Raw genomic sequence first — 24,893 nt, forward strand, 5'->3', positions numbered from 1 at the left:
GGGCCATGCGTTAACCGTGCTTGCTATTTGAGCCGTTTGGGAAAAAGAGTTTAAGTATGCTCTTAACAATCTCTCGGTTTTTGTTGCCATAAAAAAAGGCCAGAACCGGTTGAGACCGGACTGGCTGGCTGACTTTCTATCATAAAAAATTATACTTCGGCCATCGCGTTTCTCCATCCCCCTGAAACCGTAATGTCCAGCGCCCCTTCTGCGGCGTACGCCTCGCAGACAAAACCCGGGACGCTCCGCCCGTCCGCTAGCTCCACCCGACCGATCCCGAGCGGCGCTGGAATCGAGGCTGTGAACCTGCCGAAAGACTCCACCGGCATATCCCACAGCTCCACCGCGATCGGCGCCCCTCCTAGAGGCGTCCGTACCAGCCCAGGCTTCGGCGGCTCGGTCGCAAGTTTGTACAGCCGGTACACCGGGGCGGTTTGTGCCTCTTCCGCAAATACCGCGCCGAGCCCCGTCATCTGCGGCTCCAGCGGCATGCCGCGCATATGCAGTCCGCAGACGGCGACACGAATTGTGTCCTGCTGCCGCAGCAGGAAGCGCGCTGCTTCAGCCAGGTTCGCTTCTTCTTCAGGAAGCACAAACAGCGTCACGCCGAAAGGGAGCTCCGGCCCCGCCTGCCCGGCCGGAATCGCCAGCGCGCTGAGATCCAGCAAATTGCAATGGTTCGTATAGAGGCCCATCTTGCTGTTCGTTCCGATGGGGTCGGCGCCGACCTGCTCCCTCGTCCACGTGCCACCGCAGGTCGGCAGCACCAGCACGGCTTGCCGCAGCCAGGAACGGACCACCCTGCGAATCTCAGCCAACCGGTGCTGGGCGCGAAAAAGGGCTGCCGCCGTATGCTCGGCCTGGGTTCCTGAGCGCAGAATCGTTTCCGTCACCGGAAACGTCGACCCGGGATGCGCCTCGATGAAGCCGGCGAGCGCGCTCCAGCGCTCGGCCACGAGCGGCCCCTCGTACAGCAGGGCCGCCGCTTCCTGCAGCAGGGACACATCCACCTGCTGCACGCGGACCCCGGACCGGGCGATCGTCTCCTTCGCCCGCTCCCAGGCCGCCTCGTATTCGGCCGCGAACGGGCCGAAAAACTCGGGGCGGCCCTGCGGGAGCAGCCACGTCTTCGGCTGCTCGCCGCGGTGCGGACGGTCCGCGGAGTACGGATCATCCGCGCACCACCCGCGTGCGGCCGCATCCACGGCGGCCGCGTCGTCCACGTGACGGGCGAACACCGTCACGCAGTCGATGCTGCGGCAGGCGGGAACGACGCCCGCCGCAGGCCAGGCGCCGACGGCCGGCTTGTAGCCGACCAGGCCGTTCAGCGCCGCGGGCACCCGGCCCGAGCCGGCCGTGTCGGTGCCGAGGGCGAACGCAGCCTGCCCGCGGGCGACGCAGACGGCCGAGCCGGAGCTTGAGCCGCCGCTGATCAGCTCCGGACGGAGCGCATTATGCGTCTCGCCGTAGGGGCTGCGCGTGCCGACAAGGCCGGTGGCGAACTGGTCCAGGTTCGTCTTGCCCACCGGAATCGCCCCGGCCTGGATGAGCCGCTCCACCACCGGCGCGTGCCGTTCCGGCACATAGGCGTAGTCGGGACAAGCCGCGGTGACCGGCCAGCCGGCCACGTCGATGTTGTCTTTCACCGCAAACGGGATGCCCCATAACGGACAGACAGCCGGATCCAGCCCCTTCAGCCCTTCGAGATAAGGAGCAATTCGTTCCTCCTCCGGCGGCATGATCCAAATATTCATCCCGCTGTCCCGTTCCGCACGCCTGATAATGGCCGCGATCACCTCTTGCGGCGTAAAGCTGCTACTCCGATAACCCTGCTGGAGGGCATGGATGCTCAGTCCTAAAGGAACCGCCTGAATGCTCATGACGCCGCCTCCTTTTCTACCGGATAGATCGCTGCGATGCAGTCGCCTGCCCGCACCTGATCGCCGGACGCCACAAAGACGGAGGCAATGATGCCATCGAACGGAGCAGGCTGGGAAAACTCCATTTTCATACTTTCTTCTATTATAATAGTCTCGCCCTTGCGGACCTCCTGGCCCGGCTCTACGAGCACCTTCCAGACGCTGCCCGACATCGAGCTGTTCACGCCGAGGCTTCCTTTCGGGAGCGCCCCCTGCTCTTGGGTCGCGGCTGCCTCTGGTTCGGATACATGCTCCGCGATGCCAAGCTCCTTCCAGTACGCGCGCTCCTGCTGAAACGCGGCCTGCCGGGACGTCCGGAACACCGCTGATTCCTCCTGGATCGTGCCCAGCCAGGCCAGATACTCGCCGAGATTAAACGTCGTTTCTTCGACGTCCACGGTAAACTCCCCGCGTGGGAAGTCCTCACGCATTCGCAGCAGCTCCTCCTCCGACACCGGATAGAAGCGGATCTGGTCAAAAAAGCGCAGCAGCCACGGCTTCCCCTGCTCAAAGTTCGACGTCCGGCGGAATTTGTTCCACATCTGTACCGTGCGCCCCACGAACTGGTAGCCCCCTGGGCCTTCCATGCCGTATACGCACAGGTAGGCTCCGCCGATGCCGACAGCATTCTCCGGCGTCCAGGTGCGGGCCGGATTGTATTTGGTCGTCACCAGCCGATGGCGGGGGTCCAGCGGAACCGCAACCGGCGCTCCCAGGTATACATCCCCGAGCCCCATGACCAGATAGGAGGCGTTAAAAACGATTTCAGCCACCTCCTCAATCGAGCCCAGCCCGTTCATGCGGCGGATAAACTCCAGGTTGCTTGGGCACCAAGGCGCATCCGGACGCACGTTTTGCTGATAGCGCTCGATCGCCAGCCTTGTGGCCGGATCGTCCCATGATAAAGGCAGCTTGACGATTCTGGAAGGGACCTCAATGGAATCGAGCGGCGGCAGCGTCCGGTCGATCTCCATCACCTTCGCCGCCGCTTCCTTCACGGACATACGGGCCGCATCTACATGAATTTGCAGGGAACGGATGCCCGGTGTCATTTCGATATACGGGATGCTTCCGCTGTCCGTGACCGCCTGCATCAGGACGTACACCTGGAAGCGGTACAGCAGGTCGAGTTCGCGTTCCCCGTATTCCACCAAAATATTTTCGTCCCCGGAGCAGCGCACCGCAATCGGAAAACGCCGCCCTTCTTCCTCGTATGCGAGCAGCGGCATATAGTCGCCGCGGGATGTATGTGGAAGCTCAGGCAGCTTCGGCACAGACGCCCCGCCGGAGAGCTCACGCAGAAATTCCTTCTGGGCTGCTCTCAGCTCTTCGGCTTCCTCTACAGTGATCAGCCGGAAACGGACCTGATCGCCCGGGCGGAGCTGCCCTATTTTCCAGAGCTCCGCCGTCGCTGTCGTGACCGGGCACACGAACCCACCGAGGCTCGGCCCGTCCGGTCCAAGCAGGATCGGCATGTCACCCGTCAGGTCCAGGGCGCCGACGGCGTAGGCGTTGTCGTGGATGTTCGACGGATGCAGCCCGGCGTCGCCTCCATCCTCCCGGGCCCACAGCGGCGCAGGGCCGATCAGGCGGACGCCGGTGCGCGAGCTGTTGAAATGCACCTCCCACACCGTGGAGGTTAGCTGGTCCAAATACGCCGGAAGCAGGTATTCGGCGGTACAATGCGGGCCGGGAATGACCCCGAGGGTCCATTCCCGCGTCAGCGCCGGCTGCGATGCCGGTGCGAGGAAGCTTAGAGGCTCGGACTGGCGGTCCGGCGAGTCGCTACAGACCCGGAGCACCGCCCCCGGCCGCAGCGCGCTGCCGGTATGGCCGCCGAAGCCGCCGAGCGTAAACGTCGACGCGCTGCCCAGCGTCAGCGGCATATCCAGGCCCCCAGCGACGAGTAGGTAAGCCCTCATCCCGGCGGCGGCTTCGCCCAGGGTCAGCACCGAGCCGGCGGACGCCGTCACCGGGGTATACGCCGGCACCGGTTCGCCGTCCAGCTCCGCCTGCATATCGGCCCCGGTCAGGCAGAACCGCATGGCGCCGCGGAAGCGGTAGCTTCCTCCGCGCAGCGTCATTTCCAGGCCCGGCGCTTCCTCCGGATTGCCGAGCAGCCGGTTGCCGATGGCAAAGGCCAACCGGTCCATCGGCCCTGACGGAGGTACGCCGATATCCCAGTACCCCGTTCGGCCCGGAAGGTCCTGTACGGTGGTTTGAACGCCGCCGTCCAGCACCTCGATCGCCGGCTCGACCGGCTCAAAACCGGCCAGCATGTTCGTATAGACCCGCCCTTCGCGGAACGCTTCGGTATCCAGAAAAGCTTCGATATAAGACTGGTTTGTCGTCACACCGTACACGCGCAGCGACTGCAGCGCCTCGATCATCCGGGAGACGGCTTCCTGCCGCGTCTTGGCGTGGACGATGATTTTGGCCAGCATCGGGTCATAGAGTGTGGTCACTTCGAGGCCCGGCTGAATCCACGTCTCGATCCTTGCGCGTTCCGGCCAGACCACCGCGTCGATCCGGCCGTCCGCCGGACGGAAAGCATTGACGCAGTCCTCCGCGTACAGACGCACCTGCAGGCTGTGCCCCTCCGGTTCACGCACCCGCTGTGCGAGTCCCGGCAAATCGCCGGCCGCCTCCCGGACCATCCATTCCACGAGGTCGATGCCGAGCACCTCCTCCGTGACGCCGTGCTCCACCTGCAGCCGAGTGTTCACCTCCAGGAAGTAGTACTTCTCCTCCTGCGGATCGTACAAAAACTCGACCGTGCCGGCGCTGCGGTAACCTGCGGCTGCGGCAAGACGCCTGGCGCTTTCGTGCATTTCCCGGCGCACCGGTTCCGCCAGCAGCGGCGCCGGCGTCTCTTCAATGATCTTCTGGTTCCTGCGCTGCACGGAACAGTCGCGCTCGCCCAGAGCGACCGCTTCGCCGTCGCTGTTGCCGAAAATCTGCACCTCAACGTGGCGCGCCCGCTCGATATACTTCTCCAGAAAAACGCCCCCGTCATTGAAATTCGCCGCTGCCAGCCGGGTCACGGATTCGAATGCATCCCGCAACGCCGCTTCGTCGCCGCAAATACGCATCCCGATGCCTCCGCCGCCGGCTGTGCTCTTGAGCATGACGGGGTAGCCGATCGCTTCAGCCTGCCTGGCGGCTTCGTCCACCGACGAAATAAGCCCCGTGCCCGGCAGCAGCGGCACCCCCGCCTGCTCAGCCATCGAGCGCGCGGTATGTTTCAGGCCGAACAGCTCGATATGCCCGGGGGACGGCCCGATAAACGTGATGCCGTGCTCCGCGCAGGCTCTGGCAAATCCGGCGTTTTCGCTTAAGAAGCCGTATCCGGGATGCACCGCGTCCGCCCCGGTGTCGAGAGCCGTGCGCAGGATCAGCTCGGCATTCACGTAGCTCTCCTTGGCTGGGCCATCCCCGATGAGCACGGCTTCGTCGGCCTGCTCCACGTGCAGGCTGTCCCGGTCCGCTTTTGTGTACACGGCCACCGACGCAATGCCCATCGCGCGCAGCGTCCGGATAATTCGTACCGCGATCGTTCCGCGGTTGGCGATCAGCACCTTTTTAAACATCGCCTTCGCCTCCTTCCGCATTCCAGACCAGCACCTGCGCCGGCGTCGGGTTATAGGCATTGCAAGGATTGTTCAGCTGCGGACAGTTGCTGATCAGGACGGTGACCGGCGCCAGCGCCGTCAGCTCGACGTAACGTCCCGGTCCGGATACGCCGTCCGCAAAGGTGAGCTCCCCTTCCGGCGTCACCGGCACATTCATGAAAAAATTGACGTTCGGGGCCAAATCCCGCTTCGTGAATTCATCCCGGCCCGCCAGCATCAGCATGAAGGTATCCCGGCAGTTATGCATCGGGAGCGTATCGTGTGAATACCGCACCGTATTGCTCTGGGCCGAGCAGGCACCGCCAAGCGTGTCATGCCGGCCGCAGGTGTCGGCTGTAATCTGCAGCAGCTCCCGGCCTGATTCGGCAACGAGCACCGAGCCTGTGGTCAGATAAATGTTATTTTGGCGGGTAATCGTACGGACCGCACTGTAATGATCGCCCGGATCTTCCTTGGAATAAAACAGGGTGTCCACCGCCTGATTGCCCTCCACATCGACGATGCGCAACACCTGCCCAGGGAACAGGTCATAAATCCAGCCCTCTCCTGCAGCTATGATGCGGTTGTACACGGCATCCGCCGCGTTTCGTTCGCTTGCCACCGCTTGAAATGTGCTCATTTTCAATTCGCCCCTTTCATGAGTGCATAGGCATTCCATGTGTTTTCAAAAGCTCGCCGGTTCTCACCGCAGTGGTTCACGCACAGATCGTCTTCCGTCATTGGCGCGGCATCCGTTATACGGATCTCCACCGCTGCCCCCGGATACACCGCCGAGGGGTTGAGTGGATGCGGCGTGTTCGACACGACCAGCAGCACATCCATTTCCGTCCGGAGGGTGACGGAGCGCCCATCGGTTGGCTGGGGAACATACCTCATCGTCCCGTCCAGCTCGCACACCACTTTCGAAAAGAAATTCACCGGCGCGCTTAAATCCCGCGGCGTCAGGTTATGGCGGTACAGCTCCACCGTCAGGTTTTCCTCGCCGCTTCGCAGCCAGGCGTTGCGCTCCTGCTGGTACGAAGTCGGACCATACTTGCCGTCCGTTCCCTTACGGGTCGTGTACCCGCCCAGGGGATCATGCCAGCCGGCAGTATCTTCAATGATGGATGCGAGGACGCGGCCCTGATCGCTCATCAGCACGTGACCTGCCGTATAAAAAGCGGTATGCTGCGCCTTGAGCGAATCCGGCATGTTGTACCTCTCCGACGGATACGACGCATGATACAGCAGCGCAGACACATTCGCTGAATCGCCCGCGGCCGTCAAGGTGACCGACTTGCCTTTGCCGATATAGGCGGACCATTTGCCGCCGGGTCCCATCGTAATCGAAAAGCTTACTGTCATTTTCATTCCTCCTATGGAGCAGGCCTGCTGCTGGCCGGACATAAACGCCAGTGAGCCCCAAACCTGCCAATTAAAAATAAAAAAAGCCCGGGAGAAACATCAAAGCGTGCTTTGATAGATTCTCCCGGGCTTTTTTCCCGCCGTGTACACCAGGCTGCCCCGGTGCGCCTTCTCTCGGACCAGCCAGCCGATGACTTTCACCGACCCGGAACCCTAGAAGACATTTCGTATGCGGTTGTTTATGTTAAGAATACTAACATGATTTCTTGGCAGCATGCAATAAAAACTTACAAAAAAATTTATGAAAATGCGGATATTTAGCTGTAAAAGGCGTTTAAATGTGAGGTTATAGGCCACAAAGGAACATGTGTTTGTATGAAAACTCAGAAATAAGACTTGATTTTTCGGAAATAGCCTGCAAAAATGTGAGATGTCATGACATATCGGATCGCCGTCAGTTGCTTTATCCCTTTGGAGGAGGAATGTCATATGTCAAATAACATAACATTAAAAAGAGATTTATCCTTGTCCCATGTCGTGACCATGGGCCTGGCCTGGATGTCTCCCATGATCTTTTTCACCAGCTTCGGCGTGCTTCACGAGGGTTCGGGAGGCATGCTCCTGGCCGCTTACATGCTGGCGTTTGTAGCCATCGTCTTCACGGCGGCAAGCTACGGGCAAATGGCGAAGGCTTTCCCCGTCTCGGGTTCGGCGTACACCTACGTGACCAAAGCGATGAACCCGTTTCTCGGCTTTGTGGTGGGCTGGGCCGTCCTGCTCGACTATTTATTTTCGTGCATTATCGCCGTGCTCATGTTCGGAATTAATTTGAACGCGCAGTTCCCATCCGTACCCTCGGCGGTCTGGATCATCCTCCTGACAGCTGTCGTCATGGCGATCAATATCATTGGCATCAAAACATCGGCCAATGTCAGCAAAATCTTCGTCCTGATGCAAATTTTGTTTATCGCCGGCTTCTGTGCGCTCCTGGTATACAAAGCGCTGCAAGGCGGGATTACCGCGGGACTCGACCCGTTTGCCGCAGGAAAAGGCGTCTCGTTCTCTTCCATTCTGGCCGGAGCCTCGCTGGTCTGCTTCTCCTTCCTCGGATTTGACTCCATTACGACGATGGCCGAAGAAACAAAAGACCCGAAGAAGACGATCCCCCGTGCCATTATGGTCATTGTCGTCCTGGCCGGACTGATGTATTTTGCCACCGCTTATTTGATCCAGCAAATGTACCCTTCCTTTTCGTTTGCGAGCGCCGACTCCGCCGGCTTTGAGCTGATGCAGTCCATCGGAGGCAGCGTGCTGGCCTCGGTGTTTACGTTCGTCATCATTTTCTCCATTCTGTCCCAGGGCATGTCCTCCATGACAACTGTCACCCGGCTGCTGTTCGTCATGGGAAGAACCTCTCTCCTGCCCAAAACATTCGCTTCCATCCATCCCAAGTTCCGTACGCCCGTGTTCAATATCGTGCTGGCCAGCGTTATTTCCTTGTCCGCCCTGTTCATCAGTCTCGAAACGGCGATCAAATTTGTGAATTTCGGCGCGCTGACGGCGTTTCTGTTCGTCAACCTGTCCGTGATTTTCCACTACATCGTCCGCGAAAAGGGCCGCACTCCCAAAGACCTCATTTTCCGTCTTTTGTGCCCGCTACTCGGTGCCGGCTTCGTGCTGTACCTCGTCACCCTTCTGGACGTTTCCTCACTGCTGCTTGGCGGCGGCTGGCTTATATTCGGACTGCTGTTCTATGCGCTGCGGCGGGCCAAACCGGCGGTACATGAAGCACCGAGTGCGGAAATGGAGAGCGCGGTTTAAGGGAAAATGACTGCTCGCCATCCTGCCGTTTACACAAGAGGCGGATATTTCGAAAAAAAAGAAAAAGGACACGGCCCGCCTGAACCGCTCAGCGCTGCCGTTGTCCTTTTTTAACTAAAGCATGGGAACTATCCCAAATCCAACATATCGTCCGCAATGATTCCGTTTTGCACATACCGGACCAGCTTGCCGGCTTCATTCGAAGCCCGGTTGAACCCTTCCGGCGTCAACCACCAGTTGTCCTCCCGGGTCGACGCATCCTCTGCGGCACACATCGAGTATTCGATCCAGGAGGGCATGTACGTCTTTAAGGTCAAGTACGCCCGCCGCATATGGTATGCGGAAGTAACAATCAGAATCCGGCGGATACATTGCAGCGAAATGGCCCGGTCCAGGACCAGCAGCGAGGCGAGCACATTCTCCTTCGTATGCCGCGACTCCTGCTCCACCACAATTTGTCCGGCAGGGACCCCCAGTTCCACCGCCCTTTCTTTCATCATCAGCGCTTCGGGCAGAGGCTGCCCTTTCCAGATCGTACCTCCCGAAAAAAGAATCATCGGTGCCCGGCCATCCTTGTATAATTGAACCGCTGCGGGAACGCGGTACTTTGCGCCCTTGTTGCTTCCGAACACGAAAATGCAGTCACCTGGCCGACCGTCGTCGGAAATTCCCTTGTACAGCAGTGCGGTAATTTGCTCGTGCGATAATTGGCCGGGATTGCATTCTGAAATCATCATCTCCGGCACCCCCGTTTTCCTATGGATTTCTTAGCAAAACTTGCAATAAATGATAGAACCACTTCAATTGTATGAAACAACAACTGAAATGGTTCTCAATTACGTCGTATATGATGACGATGCCCAGGCATCGCCGCGCTGATAAAGGGAACTATCGGAGTAGCGGGATTCGAACCCACGGCCTCACCCACCCCAAGGGTGCGCGCTACCAGACTGCGCCATACCCCGATAATATGAACCGCATAACGCGCGGTAAATCAACCGCATGGCGGTGCGGTTTCAAACGCTCAATGTGCTTAGTCATGGAAATGGTTACGTTTTCCATCACCGTATTTAACGCTATTATAGCGTATTCGCGCGCACGCCCGCAATACTTTAGGTACGCAGCTTTGCGGATAAATTTTTGAACTCAGCAATCGGTCAGAAGTAATCTTCGCTTAATCGCCGTAACCACGATCAGATGCAGATGATGACTTTTCCTATATTGCAGGATGAAGCACGAACTTTACAGACGGCTTGATGACGGGTACAAGAAGAAAGAACCGCAGCAACGCGGTTCTTTCTAAATGATGTAAAGTATGCTATTTAAACGTATAGCCGTGTTTTGGAAAACGTAATTTATGCCCGCATTTGAAACAGCGTCTGTCCTGGCGCAGCCTTTTCCCGATTGCCCAGAAGCGAGGAAATTCCGTCCACGGTATAGTATCCGGCGAACCGTTTTTTCCTTACCGCCTTCGTCAGCCAGCTGAAAAAATCCCACACCGGGTCGTCGACCCATCTTCCGCCATGGTTGATCAGAACGGGCGTATACGAGATTTTTAACGCACAAGCGCCCTGCCATTCGAAAAAGAAGATGTTCTCCGTATTTTTTTTCTGCAGTAAAAAGGAGTAGCAGCCCTCCTGAAGAAGATATTTGTCCTGGTTGTGAAAGAAAACCGGTCCTTCCTCCGTCGCCACGATCCCAATCAAGTCGCCGTTGTGATGAACGTAAAAACCCCGGGTGTATTCGATGTTCATATCGGGTGTGAGCCGAACTTCCTGAAGCGAATAGGGTTCGACTCCCCGGTGTCTGGTTTGCGCTGCGTCCTGAAAATGACTAATGATTTTCATGATTACACATAACCTCCCTCTTCGTACAACGCTTCAATGAGTATACCGCTTGATTCTATACCAATTCTGAACATTGCGGGGCAAGCATCCCCATTGTCCACGACTTCCCTCACTGTCCATTTGATTTTTTAAGAACTCCGCAATCTTGCCGAACATCTCCTTTTGTAAAATACAGCCCTGGTACGGCAGTGCCGTACCAGGGCCGACAGCTTCAACCTTGATAATCCTCTATTTGTTTTGATCGAGCATGCGGACCAGTATGACAGCCGCTTCCGCTCGTGTGGTCAAGGCGGTCGGGTCAAACCGGTTGCCTTCGCGTCCGGCCACCAGTCCGAGCTCGAAGGCCTGAACGGCAGCAGGTCGTGCCCATGAAGGAATATTTGCCGCATCGGCAAAAGTCAAAGCGGATGATACTTCCTCCTCCCCTCGATTCAAAGATCGCATCAGCATGACCGTCATTTCCGCCCGGCTGATAAATCCGGACGGACGGAACGCACCATCCTCATACCCGCTGACCCATCCGCTCTCTGCTGCCAGGGTAACAGCCTTCTGTGCCCACACCGGGATCTGGGCTGCATCGGTAAAGGCCGGATGGCTGCCTCCCGATCCGGTATCCGGCTCGCCGAGCGCACGGATCAGCATCACCGCAAATTCGGCCCTCGTAATCTGGCGGTCAGGCGTAAAGCGGCCGTCCGCTCCGCCGGTGACCAGTCCGCGGGCTGTCGCTTCCTCAATCCAGGCTTTCGCCCAATGCCCCTGAATGTCCGGGAACCTCGGCACGGGTGGTTCCGTTACCGGCTGCTCCTGCGGCTTATCGACCGCAAAGACGGCAAATTTAGCAAAGCGTTCTACAGATGCCTTGAATAGGCCGTTCGCTGCCGTTCCCTTCACTTCCCTCCACTGTCCGGCAGACTCATCCAGGTAGAACAATCCAGCCCGCTGCCCCTCCATTACGCGATCCGCCGAATAACGAATGGTGAGCTGTGCCGGTTTGGCCAGCGTTCCTTGAATGCTGCTTCCGAGCTCATATACCGCACTTACCGGCGTCATTCCCTTCGGCAGACGATCGTCCGGCAGTATAATTTGTTGAATGATGACCGTGTAGCTTCCGGATACCGCTCCCTCCGGAAGCGTGAAAGTGACGTCTTTGCCGAGGCTGGCCGTACAGGACCGCGACTCCGCGCAGCCCGTCACGCTGCGGGCAGGATCCGACTGCACCGTCGGTGGTGTCACTGGAGGCGATGAGGGCAGCTGTGATCCCACTCCCGGTGATCCCGGATTTCCCGGAGGAACTCCCGGATCCGGGTCTGGGTCTGGGTTTGGCTCCGGGTCCGGGTTTGGCTCGGGATCCGGATCGGCCTCCTTGTAGACCTCTACCTCCGCACTGGCCGAAAACGTCCCATAGCTGACGTTAATCACTGCAGACCCCGGCGATATCCCTACCACCTCGCCGATCGGTTTTACGGTGGCGATTTCCGGTTTGCTGGACCTGAATACGAGTTCCGAGGGCGCTGCTTCCTGCTTGCTGCCGTCAGAATAGACGGCGGTCACGACCGTGGCATGGGTTTCCCCGACCTTCAACCGGTAAGAAGACTCATCCAGCGTAATCCCCGTGACGACCGGTTCTTCCTGCGGCGGAGCCTTCAGCGTGACGACCACAGACGCCTTGAGTCCCGATGGATTGGCAATTCCTTGAGGAGGCGTCAGCGTGCCGGTGAAGGCGTACTCACCTGCAGCTCCGGCATCGAACGGCGGCGTCCCCCCATCCCAGGTAACATCCGCTTGAGATTTCTCACCGCTGCTCAGCGTAATTTCCACGCTGCCTGGCAGTCCAAGCTGATCCAGCTCCGTTCCAACCGGAGCCTCGATTCCCGGGATCGGCGCTACCTCCAGGATGGAAGGCGATACGGGAGGGAAGCCAATCATGACGATGGTCATAGCCCTGAGTCCCAGCGTATTGCCGACGCCAAGCGGCGGGGTCAACACGCCCGTGAACGTGAATATTCCCGGCATCCCGTTGTAGACCGGAACGCCTGCATCCCAGGTGACCCGGGCGACAGCCTTGGAGTCATCGCTCAACATGACTTCAACGGTATCAGGCAGCCCTAATGAAGAAACCGGCGTGCCCGCTTCCGCCGAGATCGGAGCGATCGGGTAGACAGCCTTGATATTCAGGGCGGTGAAGTCGTTAACGACCATGACTGAAGCTATGATACCCGAGGGGTTCTGTACCTGCCCGGGGAGAAGCAGCGTTCCCTGAAATAACGTAAGCATTCCTGGAAAGCTGCCTGTATAAGGAGGACCTCCCTGATCCCATACCACGCCGGCCTCAACCTTGCTTCCATCGCTGAGCGTCACTTGAACGAATTGCGGCAGCGGCAAGTCCGCGCGCGAAGTTCCCACGGGAACCGTAATTGGCGCCAGCGGCTCCACGGTTGAAACCGTTAGCGGATTTATCGTAAACTTAAACTTGACGGGCTCCCCCGCCTCATAACCAGCTTTGCTGTCTTTTTGATATCGGACCCATACCTCAATATCACCCTCAAACGCCTTGATAGTCGCGGGTTCGTAAGGCGTGTAGCTGGTTCCCTGATTCATGGAGTATTCCATCGTCTCATCCAGGCCGGTAATGGTGTTCGTCAGGTCATCTGCAGCCAGACCCGCCGGCGGGCCGACCTTCAGCTTCCAAATCACGGCCTCATCCGTCTCCTCGCTTCCTCCAGCCACCCAATAGCTTCCGTCCGGCTGCTGCAGCGCTGCTCTCGAGTACTTGAAATCACCAGTCGATTTGGACCACTGAAGGGTCCCATCTCTGCTAACTTTCATAAGCAGCATATCCTCGTTGGATCCGGAGGATGCCCCAACCGCTGCATACCCTCCGTCCGACGTCTCGATCACGTCTTTACCGGTCAGGTTTTTGCCGGTGTCGTAGACGTTTTGCCACTCTATCTGGCCGTCATGATCCGTTTTGATGAGGGCAAGCTTCATGCTGGAACGATTAGCCGCGAGCATCCCGCCAGACAATATAAACCCTCCGTCCGACGTTCGGAATGCGCCGAGCAGCGCCAGTGAGGTGCCGTCCGCATGATACACCTGCTCCCACAAAATATCGCCGTTCCCATTGATGTTCAACGCATATCCTTTATTCTGAGTGCTGCTATTCGTAGCACCAATAAGCAAAAAGCTCCCGTCACCGGCAGGAATCGCGCGGTAAACGCTCTGGGCATCCGGTTGGTTCAAACGTTTGAACCACAGCTCGGTTCCTGTGGCGCTCAACCGCGTTACCGCCAAGTCCCGATCACCTCCGAATTCAGAAACTGTTCCGATAACAAGGTAGCCCATCCCCTGCTCATCCTTGACTTCGACTATGGATTCGGCCGTCTTGTGCATGGAGTCGGCAAGATCGCCTCGATTGGACCACTCCAATTTTCCTTGACCGCTCACCTTTCCGTATAATGGCGCCATATTAAAATACTCATCCCGGATGTACCCCGAAAAAACAAAGCCGCCGTCCGAAGTTGAGCTTACGTCCTGAATCCAATATCCCCCGATGCCCAGGCTCCATTCCTTCTCGCCGGAACGGTTCAGCTTCAGCAAGTACCCGTTTGTATTCAGCGGGGCATCCGGATTGCTGCCAACGGCAGCATATCCCCCGTCCGGACTGCGCACCATGTCGGAAACTTGTCCAAGCCCCGGGAATACCGTACTGGTTGACGCAAGTCGTTCTGAAGCAGCGCCCGCAGCGGCTTCGCCCCCTACAGTTCCGTCTGTATCTTCTAACCCGCCCGCTGCTGCCGAGTCATTCCCGATATACATGCCGGGAAGCAGCAGCAGTACCGCCATCAGCAGCCTCGCCACGCTCCACCGGTGCCCACTCCGCCTGTCTTTCAATCCCCGTTCCCCCCATACTTGATAAAAATAGTTTTCGCGATGTGCCGCATATTTCATTGTAAGACAACGCAGAACGCAGGAAATCCCCCTCCGGGGGGATGGAGGGGGATGTCTAATGAACTTTTTTCACCGGCTGTCATCCCGGCGTTTATTCTTTTTTATCACCGGCCAGCCGGGCGGCGGCCCGCACCGCCTCCTCCCGGCTGGACACGCCGAGCTTGCCGTAAATCCGGCTGCGGTGCGTTTTGACCGTTTCGTATGTAATGTTCAGCCGCTCCGCGATTTCCTTCCCGCTCAAACGATCCAAGAGTCCCTGGAACACATCCATTTCTCTGGCGGTAAAGAGCGATTCCAGAGGGGAATCGGCCGGCTGCGCCAAGCCTCCCGCTGCTGCGATGACCGACCGTACAAAGGAGAGCGAGGAAGCTTCTTTGCCGCGGAAGTACCCCTTCTGCTTTTCCTGGGCCAGCTCATGAAGCAGGTGGCGGACCGTCTCGTCCTCCTCGAGGAAAACCCCGATAAATCCGTTGTCTTCCGCAGTTCTCAGCCCCTCTTCCAGCTGGACCAGCGCCTTCTGGCGATCGCCTTGGTCCAGCAGCATCAGGGCGGTGATACACCGGATTTCGGCGGCATCGATCGGTCGCAGCTCCCGCTCCGCCAAATAGAGCAGCCGGTCCAGCAGATCGGCAGCCTCCTCCAACCGCTGCTGCGTCACCAGAACGCGGGCGAACAGCTGGTAATCGTAAAGCTCGTACAGGGATACCCTGTCCTGTGCCGTCAGCCGGCACGTTCTGCCCCATGCCAGGGCAGGCTCCGCATTGCCGGACAAGAGCTGCAGTCGAAAGCCCTCCAGTTCCAGAATTTCAGCGCCCCTGGGAACGTCCATCCATTTCATGCGCCGCCGTCCGCTTTCCAGCAGATCCAGCGCTTCCGCCAATCGCCCTTCCCCGGCTTTCAGCTTGGCCTGCAGGATCCAGGCTGGAACAAGATCATGTTCTGGCCGGCTTGGGTTCTGCATAATCCATGCCATGGCCTCCGCAAGATAAGACGAGGCGGCGGGCAGATCGTTCCAGTAATACAGCACCTCCGCATGGTTAAGAAACAGCTTGCCGAGGAAGATCGGGTTCACCGCCCGATACAGCTCTGCCATCTGCATCGTATACGGTTCGGCGATAGCCCTCGCGGCATGTCCTTTGCCGATTTTATACGTCCTCACGTTCATCGGCTGTACCGGCTTCTCCGGCAGTCCGAAGATAATCCGGATGCCGTCCGGGGCATGCCGCACCGCCTCCGCATACTCTTCCTTCGCCCGCCGGAGGTCGTTCTCCCCGAAGACCATCAAAGTTCCGCGCACATAATGCCGCATGGCCAAATATTGTGCCCGCTCCGCTTCTGTCATGTCTTTCGAAGATATCGAATACCACTCATCCGCACGGTACAGCAGCCTTTTCCCTTCCGTCAGATCCCCAGCCTCTTCCGCAATGAGCGCATTGACGTAGGAAAAAAACAAAACGGGGTGCTTCAGCAGCATCTCGCTTGGGATGGAAGACAACCATTTTTGCAGCAGGGACCATTCCCAGTCCACAACCCGGGACGTCATGTCGCTGAGCAGCTGCACGGCCCGCAGGTAATATTTACCCTGGAGATAGTATTCCACAGCTTCTTCCTCGAGGCCTTGCGCATAAAACCAATCGCCCGCAGCCAGGTACAGCTCTTCAACCCGCCCGCCGCTGTCCTGCTCCAGCCGCTGTTCCAGAAACTCGGCAAACAGGTGGTGGAACCTGAACCATCGGCCCCGGTGATCCAGCGCGACAACGAACAGATGGGTCCGCAGGAGTTCCTCCAGCAGCTCCCGGCTGTCCTCAAACCCAGTCACGGCTTGGCATACCGCCGCATTCCAGCGTTTCAGAATGGAGCACCGGAACAGAAACTGCTGCATGCGCGGGCTTTGACCGGCAAAAACCTCCTCCAGCAGGTATTGCCTTACCGCACGGTTGTCTCCGCCAAACTCGCGAACGAAGTGCCCCGGATCCTCCTGCCTGCGCATCGCCATGGAAGCCAGCTTCAACCCTGTGATCCATCCTTCCGTCTTCCGTACCAACGCGGAGATCTCTTCCCCGTTAAGAAGCACCTCGGCGCCATCAAGAAAGCGGCCGCCCTCCTCTTCCGTGAAGCGCATATCCTCCGTTTCCAGCCGCAGCAGCGCCTGCCGTGCCTCCATGCGGGCCAGCGAAAACCCGGGCTCCGAGCGGCTGAGCAGAATCACGTGCACCTGCATTGGCAAATGTCCGGCAAAGTAGGCGAACGAATCCAACAGCCGTTCCTCCTGAATGACGTGAAAATCGTCCAGGACGAGCATGATTTCTTGATCCAGCCTGTCCAGCGCGTTCAGCCACAAAATCAGCCCCTGCTCAAAGTTCGATGTATGGAGCAGCGGAAGAACGGACCTGACCTCCTCTCCACCGTATCCCGGTACCAGCGCATGTATGGCTTCGAACAGGTACCGCCACAACCTCGAGCCCTGGTTATCTCCAGGGTCGAGCGATACCCAGGCAGCTCGCCTGCCCGTGGACATCAGCCATTCGCTGACCAGGGTGGTTTTGCCGAAACCGGCCGGGGCCACGATCAGCGTCAGCGGGCCGCGTACCGCCTCCTCCAGTCTCGTCTCAAGCCGGGGACGGGGCACCAGATCCGCTACGGTGCGGGGAACCGCCAGCTTGGAGCGCAGCAGCGGCTCACTCATTTCGACATCGGTTCCTTGCTTCATTGTTCTTAAATCACTCCTTCCCGTCGGACGGGGCAGGTTCAGCCTGCAAGCCGCCGCCCTTCCCAGAGATGCCTGTGTTTTTCCTCTATTCTATCACTGCTGTCCGCCCGCTAATAGACAGGTTTAACCAGTGCTGGTAACGGAAGAGGGAACGGAGAACAAGCAGGGAGCTGAAGTGAACACGTATGGGCGGATCCTATCCTTTATCCTCATAAAAAACATGCCGTGGGAAGACTTGGCCACCCTTGATTTCAAGCAGTCCAAACGAATACAGCTTCTCCCTGCGCTTGTCCGTAGGAGAACCGGGATTAAACATCAGCACGCCGTCGTCCATCTCCAGGTAAGGCTGGTGGGAATGGCCGAACAGGATGCAGGAAACCGGCTCGCCCTCAAAGGCCTTCCTGGCCTTCTGCGGAGTGGTTATTCTTGATGAATAAGGCTCATGTCCGTGAACAAGCCCGATCTGTACCCCTTCAAAGGAGAGTATCTTTTTTTCGCCAAATCGCTCAATGATCTCGTACCCGTCATTATTTCCGGCGATGCCGTCCACAGGAGCTAATTTCGACAGCTGATCGTACACCTCTAGGGTCATCCAATCGCCCAAATGAAGAATATGGTCTACCTCCCGGAACGCTTCCGTCAACTTTGCGGGGAGCTTTACTCTCCCTTCTCTTAAGTGCGTATCCGAAACAACACCGATAATCATGGTCGTTCCTCCTTTTTTCACTTTGATCACTTTTCCGCAGATCACATTTCACATGAAAATTACATTTTTCCAGTTACTCCATCTATACCCTGCCTGGCCGATCATCATAAGTACACTTGTGCAGCTATTTTCCCCTGGTCCAACTATTATAGCAACGCCACTGTCTGTGGTCCCGCACAAAAAAGACTGCCCCGCGGCTTCCATATGGACAGTTCAACGTCCAAAAGGTGCCGAGAGGCAGTCTAGGAACAGCCTGAGTGAAGGCTGTCATGGTACAGTCACGGTACTTCATGGTACTAACTTGGCCACGCTTAACTTCGTCCAAACGAACCTGAAGCAGCGACCGTCGTGCCGTCAATTAATACTTGATCAAGTCGGCACGCAGCGGCGTGAAGCAGTCCAGCAATACGCTGGCTTCCAGCGCCTTCGCCCCATGCCTGGCGCCCATCGGAATGACGATGTGCTCGCCCTGCGCGATGACCGTCTTCTTGCCTTCGATCGTGAACTCGACGCGCCCCCGCAGGCAGTAGGACATCTGCTCATGCGGGTGGGCATGCTCATATCCTTCTGCACCGGCTTCAAAATGCACTTCCATCATCATCAGCGACGCCCCCGGCTGCAAAATTTTGCGTTTTACGCCGGGCTCCGCGTCCTCCCAAACTCCGATATTGCTCACGCTTGTTCCGCCTCCTTATGCTTGTCAATTCATAAACTAAAACGCCTTCGCGATCTCGATCTTCTGCGTTTGCCCGTTGTCCGTCAAATATAAATTATAACTGAATCCTTGATCGTCCATAAAATAAGAAATGTATTTGCCGCCCTCATCCAGCCGCTTTGGCACGAGCAGCGTGGCGATCCGGTGCGAAGACGCAGCCTTCGTCTCCGCCGACAGATGCCAGTGCGTATCGAGCCCGACGATTTCCTCGGGATCCACGCCCTCGAATCCGCTTGTCTGCGAGAGCGTAAGCTCTCCGGACGTGCTGAAGATGAAGCGGCCTTCCATCAGGGCTTTCTTGCCGTTCACGTGGAAGGACTGTCCCTTCAGCTCCATCTCGTACAGCGTGTGAAAGAGCCACTGCACCCGTCCCGGCTGCTCCAGGTCGATCGAATCGACAATAACGAAGTAGCTGTTTTGCACAAAATAAATCTCACGCTTATACTGCTTCAAATACGGTACATGCTCCCTGTAAGCGGAAGTTGGATTCAATCGGGTGTAGGATACGCCCTTGTCATGCCAGGCGTCCTCGACCTCCCCTTTAGCCGCCAGGTTCAGCGCCTTGTTCATGCCGGCGAACTGCCCCTGCCCGTCGATGAGGACGGCGTTTTTGGACTTGGTCTGCCTGCGCCAATGCAGATGCATCGAGCTGTTAAACGCGACATAATACCCGCTCTCAATGGCCAGCGGCTCCCCGTAAGCGTGCAGCAGGAATGCGCCCTGATCGCCGTGGCTATGGCTGACCGAGCCGTACCGGCTGCTCTTGGCGATGAGGGAAACCTGCTCCGCGGGATCGTGCAGGCGGTGATGCATCGCAACCCAGCCGATGTCGCGGAACCATTTGACGGGCTCGATGCCGGAAGGCTCTACCGGTTCAACCTCCGGATAATTGTGCTGGTACACGAGGTCATCGAAGGCAAAATCCCACCAGCCGTAGTTGTAAAACATGCGGTCGGCCTCCGGATTCGCGTCCTTCAGCTGGTCGAAGTACCATTGGTACCATCCGTTTCCGGTCACACCGGCAAACTCGCGCATGTTGTAGCCGACCTTTTTGATGATATCGTCCCCGAGCGTCGAGTTGTCGCCAAAGGCCGTGCGCGTCGACGTGGTGGGGCTGTAGCAGTAGAGGGGAAAATCGCCTGTACGCTGAAAAAAAGGCCGCCGGAACACGTCGAGCTCCGAAAAGTTTTTGAGCAGGCTCAGGCCCTCCGTCAGGTAAGCCATGCCCGTCGTCCAGTAGTGGGGCCCTTCGGCCCAGCCGCCGTCCTTGCCTCCCCATGGGGAGAACAGTGTGTAATAGTACTCCACCGTGTAGTCCAGCCATTCCCTGGCCTCCGGCGCCTCGTCGAACAAGGCGATGCAGCAGGGCACGAGCACCGAAGATAAGGAGCGGACAGCGTGGCTGTCGTAAGGGACATGATGGATCTTCGAGCGCTGGATCACATGGTACGCCACCTGCCGGGTCCGGGCGAGCAGCGGCTCCCGCACTGCTTCCCGCTCATCCTCCGTCAGCTCGCCGTGGAGCCAGTCGTAGCCCCAGGCCAGCGCCGCGGCGATCCGAAATGCCGCTTCGTCGTTATAGTCACGGCTGGTCGGGCCGTCCGGGTCCCAGGACGCGGCGTGCAGCAGCCAGGCTTTCGCCTTCGCGAGCAGCTCGGCATCCTGCAGCACGGCACCGGCAACGCTCAAATGCCGGATGGCGTACAGCACCTCCTGGCAGGCCAAATAGCTTCCGCGCCACAGCGCCGCCGTCCGGCGGTTGTCCGGATAGGGCTGCGGCTCCGCAATCAGCTCCCGGGTCAGCCAAGGCTTGACCGATTGCTCGAAGAAGGCCTGCCATCCGCTGCTAGCCGCATCCTCCCTTACTGTGCCGCGGTACGCTTCCAGCTCATCCGGCTGCAGCCACAGCCGGGGATGACCGGTGCGTACGCGGCTGTAGCGCTCGCTCCGGGACGGGAGCGCCGTCTCCGGCAGTCCTTCCGGCACCTGAAATTCTCTTACGGTGCTCCATTCGGACTGCTGTGCCTCCGGCCCTTCTCCTTCGAGCAGTGCGTACCTCCAATAATACGTACCCGGGCCCAAGGCCTCGGGAGGCGTAAAGAAATTGTAGGGGACCGGCCCGTAGATTCGGGTCGTCTCCCCGGTAAAATCCGGCGCGGATGACACCTCCAGCACGTACCGGTCATCTTCCAGCTTCGCCGGGATCCAGGTAAACCTCGGCGGGTTCTCGATCAGCTCCGTTTGCCCGGAAGGCGCATACTGCACCGTTAAATCGCCGCTTTGCGGCTGATACAATCCGTTTGCCGTTGCCATTGTCCGTATCCCTCCAGTTTGGGTGACGCTGTAGTAAGCTTTTAGTCCTGATCCCTTATCCTTATCTCACTGTGCCCCTATATCACGTTCCTTGTCCGTCGTCTGTTGTTCATCATTCGTATCATTTCAGCTCAGCTGTCCATTTCCGTTTGAAATATTTCCAGGGCAATGTCCTTTGGCCGTTACTGCCTTTAGTCGAAACCCTTACCGCATGAACAAGCCGCCGTTCACTTCAATGGTCTCGCCCGTAAGATAACGGGACAGGTCCGAAGCCAGATACAGCACCGTATCGGCGACATCCTGCGGCGTTCCTTCCCGCCCGAGCGGGATTTTGGACACCGTTGCTGCCCGGCCCTCATCCGAGGTGAAGGTCGCATGAAAAGCCGTTCGGCCGATAAAGCCCGGCGAAACGCAGTTGACCCGGATGCCCTGCGGCGCTACTTCCTTGGCCAGTCCTTTGGAGAAGGAAATGACCGCCGCTTTGCTGGCCGCATACACCGATGCCCCCGGCCCGCCGCCGTCATGGGCGGCGACCGAAGTCATGTTGATGATGGACCCGCCGCCTCGGGCTGCCATGCCCGGAATGACCAGCTTGCTCAAAAATACGCAGGATTTGAAATTGACATCCATGACGTGCGTATAATGCGCCTCGGTCATTTCGGCATTCGGTACCCGCTTCACCAGGTGGCCCGCATTGTTCACCAAAATATCCACCGGGCCGCCCAGCTCCCGCTCTACCGTGTCGAGCATCGCCGTCAGTTCCTCGATGCGGGTGACGTCGGCCTGGACGACGGCGGCCCTGCCGCCCGACGCGGCGATTTCCGCCGCTAGGGCTTCCGCCTCCTCCCGGCCCCGGTTATAATGAACCGCCACCGCGGCTCCCGCGGCCGCGAGCGACCTGGCCGCTTCCCGGCCGATGCCTGAGCTGGCACCGGTCACCAGCGCCATTTTCCCCTGTAAATCGATCTTCATCCCACGTTCTCCTCCTCATACATGCAAGTGATGCTGCCGTCGAACGGCAGCGACATCCGAATCGTCGTTCCGTGATGCAAAGCGCTGTCAATCGTCAATCCGTACGTTTCTCCATAGACCATCTGAATCCGCCGGTGCACGTTCATGAGGCCCAACCCTCCTTTGTGGTACAGGGAGCCCGATTCGGACTCCGCGAGCCGGTTCAGCTCCAGCTTTTGGCGCAGCGAATGAAGCTTCTCCTCCGTCATACCGGCGCCGTTATCCTGCACGGTCAGCCGGAACCCTCCTTCGCGGACCTCCGCGCCGATCCGGATCCGGTGATGATCCTGAATCCCGTCGGGGAACGCATGCTGGAACATGTTTTCGATCAGCGGCTGCAGCGTCAGCCGAACCATCTTGTGCAGCAGCAGATCTGGAGGAACATCAACATCCAGCTCAAACTGCCGCTGGGTCCGGTACTGCAGGATGGTCATGTAATTCAGCACATGCTTCAGCTCGTCGACGACCGTAATCTCCGACAGGTTCGTCTGAATCGCATACCTCAGCATGGCCGCCATCGCTTCGACCATTTCCATGATTTCTTCGGAATCCTGGACGACGGCGTAGCATTTGATGGTCTCGAGCGTGTTGTACAGAAAATGCGGATTGATCTGCAGCTGCAGCGCCTGGAATTCGGCCTTATGCTGCTCCAGCGCGATTTTCTGCAGATTCAGCTCCGTCTTGTGTGAGCGGATTTCCGCTTCGTAGACGCGCTCGATCATCTCCGACAGCCGCGTCAGCATCAGGTTGTAGCTCGAGATCAGGAACCCGAACTCATCCTGGCGCTGCTCCTCACCCTCAATCGTCTTCCACTCGCCTTTTTCCATCATGCGCATATTGCGGACGAGCTTCTTGAGCGGCTGCACGAGAGACCGGCCGAACCGGCCCGCAATCCACATCGCGACAATTAACGTGATGAAGCCGGCAATGACCGTCGTATAGCGGATGTTCATGATCGGTTTACGAAGCTCCTTCACCGGGACCGAAATGACCATCTGCCAATCGGCGGCGCTGAGCCGCTGCGACACATACATTCGCTTTTCCCCGTTGACGACGGCCGTGAAGGTGCCCTGCCCGCTGAGCAGATTTTTCTTGACTTCATCGTCCATGAACTCCGGGATGACGGCGTCCTCCGGCTTGTCGACGAAATTGCCCTTGCTGTCCACGATGAAGGAGTAGCCTTTGTCCCCCAGGTCCATTTGTCCCCACAGCTTGGATATCTCCCTGGTGTTAAGCTTCATGCCGAGGATACCCCGCGGCTGGTGCGACAGAAGCCCGCGAACGCGGCGGATGAACGTAATGTACTGCTCTTCCCCCGGATCCACTGCTGCTGAATTGATGATTGCGCCGAGACCGTCCTTCGGAATATTTTGCTCGATTAAACGATAATACGATTTATAATCCTTGACCTCATCCTGGATGATGTCCTTCGTCGTGATCGCCTTGCCGTCCTGATTAATGACGTAAATCAGTTCGATCTGCGGATAAATGATAAAGGCTGAATCGAACACCTTGCTCTGAATCCGCCGCGACAGCTCGTAATACTGAAAACTGTTGTCCGGGTCCATCTCCATGAACTTCAGGACGTCCGGGTCAGACAGAATGATTTTGCTGGCATTGTCGAACGTCTGGAGGTACAAGTCCGTATGATAGGCCGCGTGGGTGATCATTTGGGACAGGTAGCGTTCCAGCTGGCGGTCCAGAAGTTTGGACGACTGCACGTAAGTGATGGTGCCGACCACCGATAAGGAAATGACGATGAGTACCATGAAGTAGCCGAAAATGCGGTGGGAGATGCTTCTGCGGAACATGTCAGATCCCCAGCCGCTGCCGGTATTCCGAAGGTGAGATGCCTTCGTATTTCTTGAAGGTTTTCGTGAAGTTGGAATGGTCGGCATATCCAACCGCGTATGAAATGTCGGTGATCCGGTGCGATTCCTCGCCGAGCATCCGCTTGGCGTATTCCATGCGCCGCTTCGTGCGGTACTGGACGAAGGTCTCTCCCGTCGCCTGCTTGAACATGACGCTGAAATAGTTGGGATGCAGCCCCAGCTGATCCGCTACTTCCTCCAGCGACACCTCGCTGGCCAAATTGCGCTCGATGTAATGCTTGGCTTCCTCGATCGGGTCTTTCCATTTCCCTTTCCTCTTCCGGTACAGGCGGTCCAGCGTCTGGCCGATCCGCTCGGCGAACCGCCCGAAGGCCTCTTCCCCGGTTGAGTCCGGGCTGAGCTCCAGGCTGTCGTCCAGTTCGATGTTCATCTCCCTGGCTCTCAGCTTCTTAACGAGCAGGCCGTGGAATTCCTCCAGCATTTCGGCCTTTTGCCGCTCCTGAAGCTGAAAAGCCGAAGTCTCCTGCCGCCACTCCTCCAGCAGCTCCTGAACCTGGCTGCGGTTCATATAGTAGATGGCCTGGTCAAACCGCTCCAGCCATGCATCCATCTTGGCGACGGAAAGGTAGGCGGAGGCCGGCTTCTGCTTCTCGGCCCGCTGCACCAGGCGCCGCAGCGTATCTGCAAGCTCCCGTTTGGCCACCGGCTTCAGCAGGTATTCCCTGACGCCGAAGGCCATACAGGCCTGGGCATATGAGAAATCGCCATAACCGGATACGACCACCGTCTGCACCGGGTACTCCTGCTTGGCGATGGCCTCGCACAGGGACAGGCCGTCCATGACCGGCATCCGGATATCCGTAAACACGAAATCGGGGAGCTCCTCCCCGATCGCCTGCAGCGCCTCGCGCCCGTTGGCGGCGAGCCGGATGGATGAAATCCGGATCCCGGACTGCTGAATGAATACGCTTAGTCCTTTCAGAATCATAGGTTCATCGTCAACGAGCAAAATCCGATACATCCTCAAGAGCTCCTTTCGATTTCGTATTCAGTGTTCGTTTCTGGGCGGCGGGAACCGGTGAGGGTCGCCGCCCC

The 24,893-nt window shown here is 58.2% G+C and carries 15 protein-coding genes, 1 tRNA gene and 1 riboswitch; of the genes, 1 reads left to right on the forward strand and 15 read right to left on the reverse strand.

Annotated features, from left to right (window positions below):
* Positions 1-149 precede the first annotated feature (149 nt).
* Genes GCU45_RS10795 through GCU45_RS10810 form a run of 4 tightly spaced genes read right to left on the reverse strand, consistent with a single transcriptional unit; the run spans position 150 to position 6,895 of the window.
* Positions 150-1,880 carry an allophanate hydrolase gene (locus GCU45_RS10795; protein ID WP_152398918.1) on the reverse strand — a complete coding sequence of 577 codons (1,731 nt, stop codon included), beginning with the start codon at positions 1,878-1,880 and terminating at the stop codon, positions 150-152.
* A complete protein-coding gene (gene uca / locus GCU45_RS10800; protein ID WP_152398919.1) occupies positions 1,877-5,509 on the reverse strand; it encodes an urea carboxylase in 3,633 nt (1,210 codons plus the stop codon). Before uca ends, GCU45_RS10795 begins: the two co-directional genes overlap by 4 nt.
* The gene (locus GCU45_RS10805; RefSeq protein WP_152398920.1) at positions 5,502-6,170 is read right to left on the reverse strand and encodes an urea amidolyase associated protein UAAP2; all 669 of its coding nucleotides are present in this window, start codon (positions 6,168-6,170) and stop codon (positions 5,502-5,504) included. Before GCU45_RS10805 ends, uca begins: the two co-directional genes overlap by 8 nt.
* A 2-nt stretch (positions 6,171-6,172) precedes the next feature.
* Positions 6,173-6,895, reverse strand: coding sequence for an urea amidolyase associated protein UAAP1 (locus GCU45_RS10810; protein WP_152398921.1), 723 nt, complete (start codon positions 6,893-6,895; stop codon positions 6,173-6,175).
* A gap of 119 nt (positions 6,896-7,014) precedes the next feature.
* Positions 7,015-7,123, reverse strand: a riboswitch (guanidine-I (ykkC/yxkD leader).
* Between the two features lie 261 nt (positions 7,124-7,384).
* Here GCU45_RS10810 and GCU45_RS10815 point away from each other — a divergent pair.
* Complete coding sequence (locus GCU45_RS10815; RefSeq protein ID WP_152398922.1) at positions 7,385-8,716, forward strand: APC family permease; 1,332 nt, start codon at positions 7,385-7,387, stop codon at positions 8,714-8,716.
* 128 nt (positions 8,717-8,844) lie between these two features.
* On the opposite strand, the gene GCU45_RS10820 is transcribed toward GCU45_RS10815, so the two are convergent.
* From GCU45_RS10820 to GCU45_RS10870, 11 genes are all read right to left on the reverse strand, one after another.
* Positions 8,845-9,453 carry a YdcF family protein gene (locus tag GCU45_RS10820; protein ID WP_152398923.1) on the reverse strand — a complete coding sequence of 203 codons (609 nt, stop codon included), beginning with the start codon at positions 9,451-9,453 and terminating at the stop codon, positions 8,845-8,847.
* 154 nt (positions 9,454-9,607) lie between these two features.
* Positions 9,608-9,681: transfer RNA gene (locus GCU45_RS10825), tRNA-Pro, on the reverse strand.
* Positions 9,682-10,071: 390 nt separating this feature from the next.
* Positions 10,072-10,563 carry a hypothetical protein gene (locus tag GCU45_RS10830; RefSeq protein ID WP_152398924.1) on the reverse strand — a complete coding sequence of 164 codons (492 nt, stop codon included), beginning with the start codon at positions 10,561-10,563 and terminating at the stop codon, positions 10,072-10,074.
* 228 nt (positions 10,564-10,791) lie between these two features.
* Positions 10,792-14,454 carry an S-layer homology domain-containing protein gene (locus GCU45_RS10835; protein WP_167527113.1) on the reverse strand — a complete coding sequence of 1,221 codons (3,663 nt, stop codon included), beginning with the start codon at positions 14,452-14,454 and terminating at the stop codon, positions 10,792-10,794.
* Between the two features lie 148 nt (positions 14,455-14,602).
* Entirely contained in the window at positions 14,603-17,221 is a 2,619-nt protein-coding gene (locus GCU45_RS10840; RefSeq protein ID WP_152398926.1) for a winged helix-turn-helix domain-containing protein, read from the reverse strand.
* A 196-nt stretch (positions 17,222-17,417) separates the two neighbouring features.
* Positions 17,418-17,927, reverse strand: coding sequence for a metallophosphoesterase family protein (locus tag GCU45_RS10845; protein ID WP_145948344.1), 510 nt, complete (start codon positions 17,925-17,927; stop codon positions 17,418-17,420).
* 358 nt (positions 17,928-18,285) lie between these two features.
* Positions 18,286-18,603 (reverse strand): cupin domain-containing protein, encoded by a 318-nt coding sequence (locus GCU45_RS10850; RefSeq protein ID WP_152398927.1) that lies wholly within the window; start codon positions 18,601-18,603, stop codon positions 18,286-18,288.
* Between the two features lie 36 nt (positions 18,604-18,639).
* The gene (locus GCU45_RS10855) at positions 18,640-20,955 is read right to left on the reverse strand and encodes a heparinase II/III domain-containing protein (protein ID WP_152398928.1); all 2,316 of its coding nucleotides are present in this window, start codon (positions 20,953-20,955) and stop codon (positions 18,640-18,642) included.
* 204 nt (positions 20,956-21,159) lie between these two features.
* Positions 21,160-21,927, reverse strand: a complete 768-nt coding sequence (locus GCU45_RS10860; RefSeq protein WP_152398929.1) for an SDR family NAD(P)-dependent oxidoreductase — start codon at positions 21,925-21,927, stop codon at positions 21,160-21,162.
* The gene (locus GCU45_RS10865) at positions 21,924-23,777 is read right to left on the reverse strand and encodes a sensor histidine kinase (RefSeq protein ID WP_167527114.1); all 1,854 of its coding nucleotides are present in this window, start codon (positions 23,775-23,777) and stop codon (positions 21,924-21,926) included. The genes GCU45_RS10860 and GCU45_RS10865 overlap by 4 nt, the downstream gene beginning before the upstream one ends.
* Before the next feature lies 1 nt (position 23,778).
* Positions 23,779-24,819, reverse strand: a complete 1,041-nt coding sequence (locus GCU45_RS10870; protein WP_152398931.1) for a response regulator transcription factor — start codon at positions 24,817-24,819, stop codon at positions 23,779-23,781.
* Positions 24,820-24,893 lie beyond the last annotated feature (74 nt).

The sequence above is a fragment of the Paenibacillus cellulositrophicus genome (genome assembly GCF_009363095.1).
Lineage (GTDB): Bacteria > Bacillota > Bacilli > Paenibacillales > Paenibacillaceae > Paenibacillus_AQ > Paenibacillus_AQ favisporus.

What these genes read in the sequence shown, in the direction of transcription:
- GCU45_RS10795 (WP_152398918.1), bottom strand. Translation starts at nt 1,880, where the DNA reads ATGAGCATTCAGGCGGTTCCTTTAGGACTGAGCATCCATGCCCTCCAG.
- uca (WP_152398919.1), bottom strand. Translation starts at nt 5,509, where the DNA reads ATGTTTAAAAAGGTGCTGATCGCCAACCGCGGAACGATCGCGGTACGA.
- GCU45_RS10805 (WP_152398920.1), bottom strand. Translation starts at nt 6,170, where the DNA reads ATGAGCACATTTCAAGCGGTGGCAAGCGAACGAAACGCGGCGGATGCC.
- GCU45_RS10810 (WP_152398921.1), bottom strand. Translation starts at nt 6,895, where the DNA reads ATGACAGTAAGCTTTTCGATTACGATGGGACCCGGCGGCAAATGGTCC.
- GCU45_RS10815 (WP_152398922.1), top strand. Translation starts at nt 7,385, where the DNA reads ATGTCAAATAACATAACATTAAAAAGAGATTTATCCTTGTCCCATGTC.
- GCU45_RS10820 (WP_152398923.1), bottom strand. Translation starts at nt 9,453, where the DNA reads ATGATGATTTCAGAATGCAATCCCGGCCAATTATCGCACGAGCAAATT.
- GCU45_RS10830 (WP_152398924.1), bottom strand. Translation starts at nt 10,563, where the DNA reads ATGAAAATCATTAGTCATTTTCAGGACGCAGCGCAAACCAGACACCGG.
- GCU45_RS10840 (WP_152398926.1), bottom strand. Translation starts at nt 17,221, where the DNA reads ATGAAGCAAGGAACCGATGTCGAAATGAGTGAGCCGCTGCTGCGCTCC.
- GCU45_RS10845 (WP_145948344.1), bottom strand. Translation starts at nt 17,927, where the DNA reads ATGATTATCGGTGTTGTTTCGGATACGCACTTAAGAGAAGGGAGAGTA.
- GCU45_RS10855 (WP_152398928.1), bottom strand. Translation starts at nt 20,955, where the DNA reads ATGGCAACGGCAAACGGATTGTATCAGCCGCAAAGCGGCGATTTAACG.
- GCU45_RS10860 (WP_152398929.1), bottom strand. Translation starts at nt 21,927, where the DNA reads ATGAAGATCGATTTACAGGGGAAAATGGCGCTGGTGACCGGTGCCAGC.
- GCU45_RS10865 (WP_167527114.1), bottom strand. Translation starts at nt 23,777, where the DNA reads ATGTTCCGCAGAAGCATCTCCCACCGCATTTTCGGCTACTTCATGGTA.
- GCU45_RS10870 (WP_152398931.1), bottom strand. Translation starts at nt 24,819, where the DNA reads ATGTATCGGATTTTGCTCGTTGACGATGAACCTATGATTCTGAAAGGA.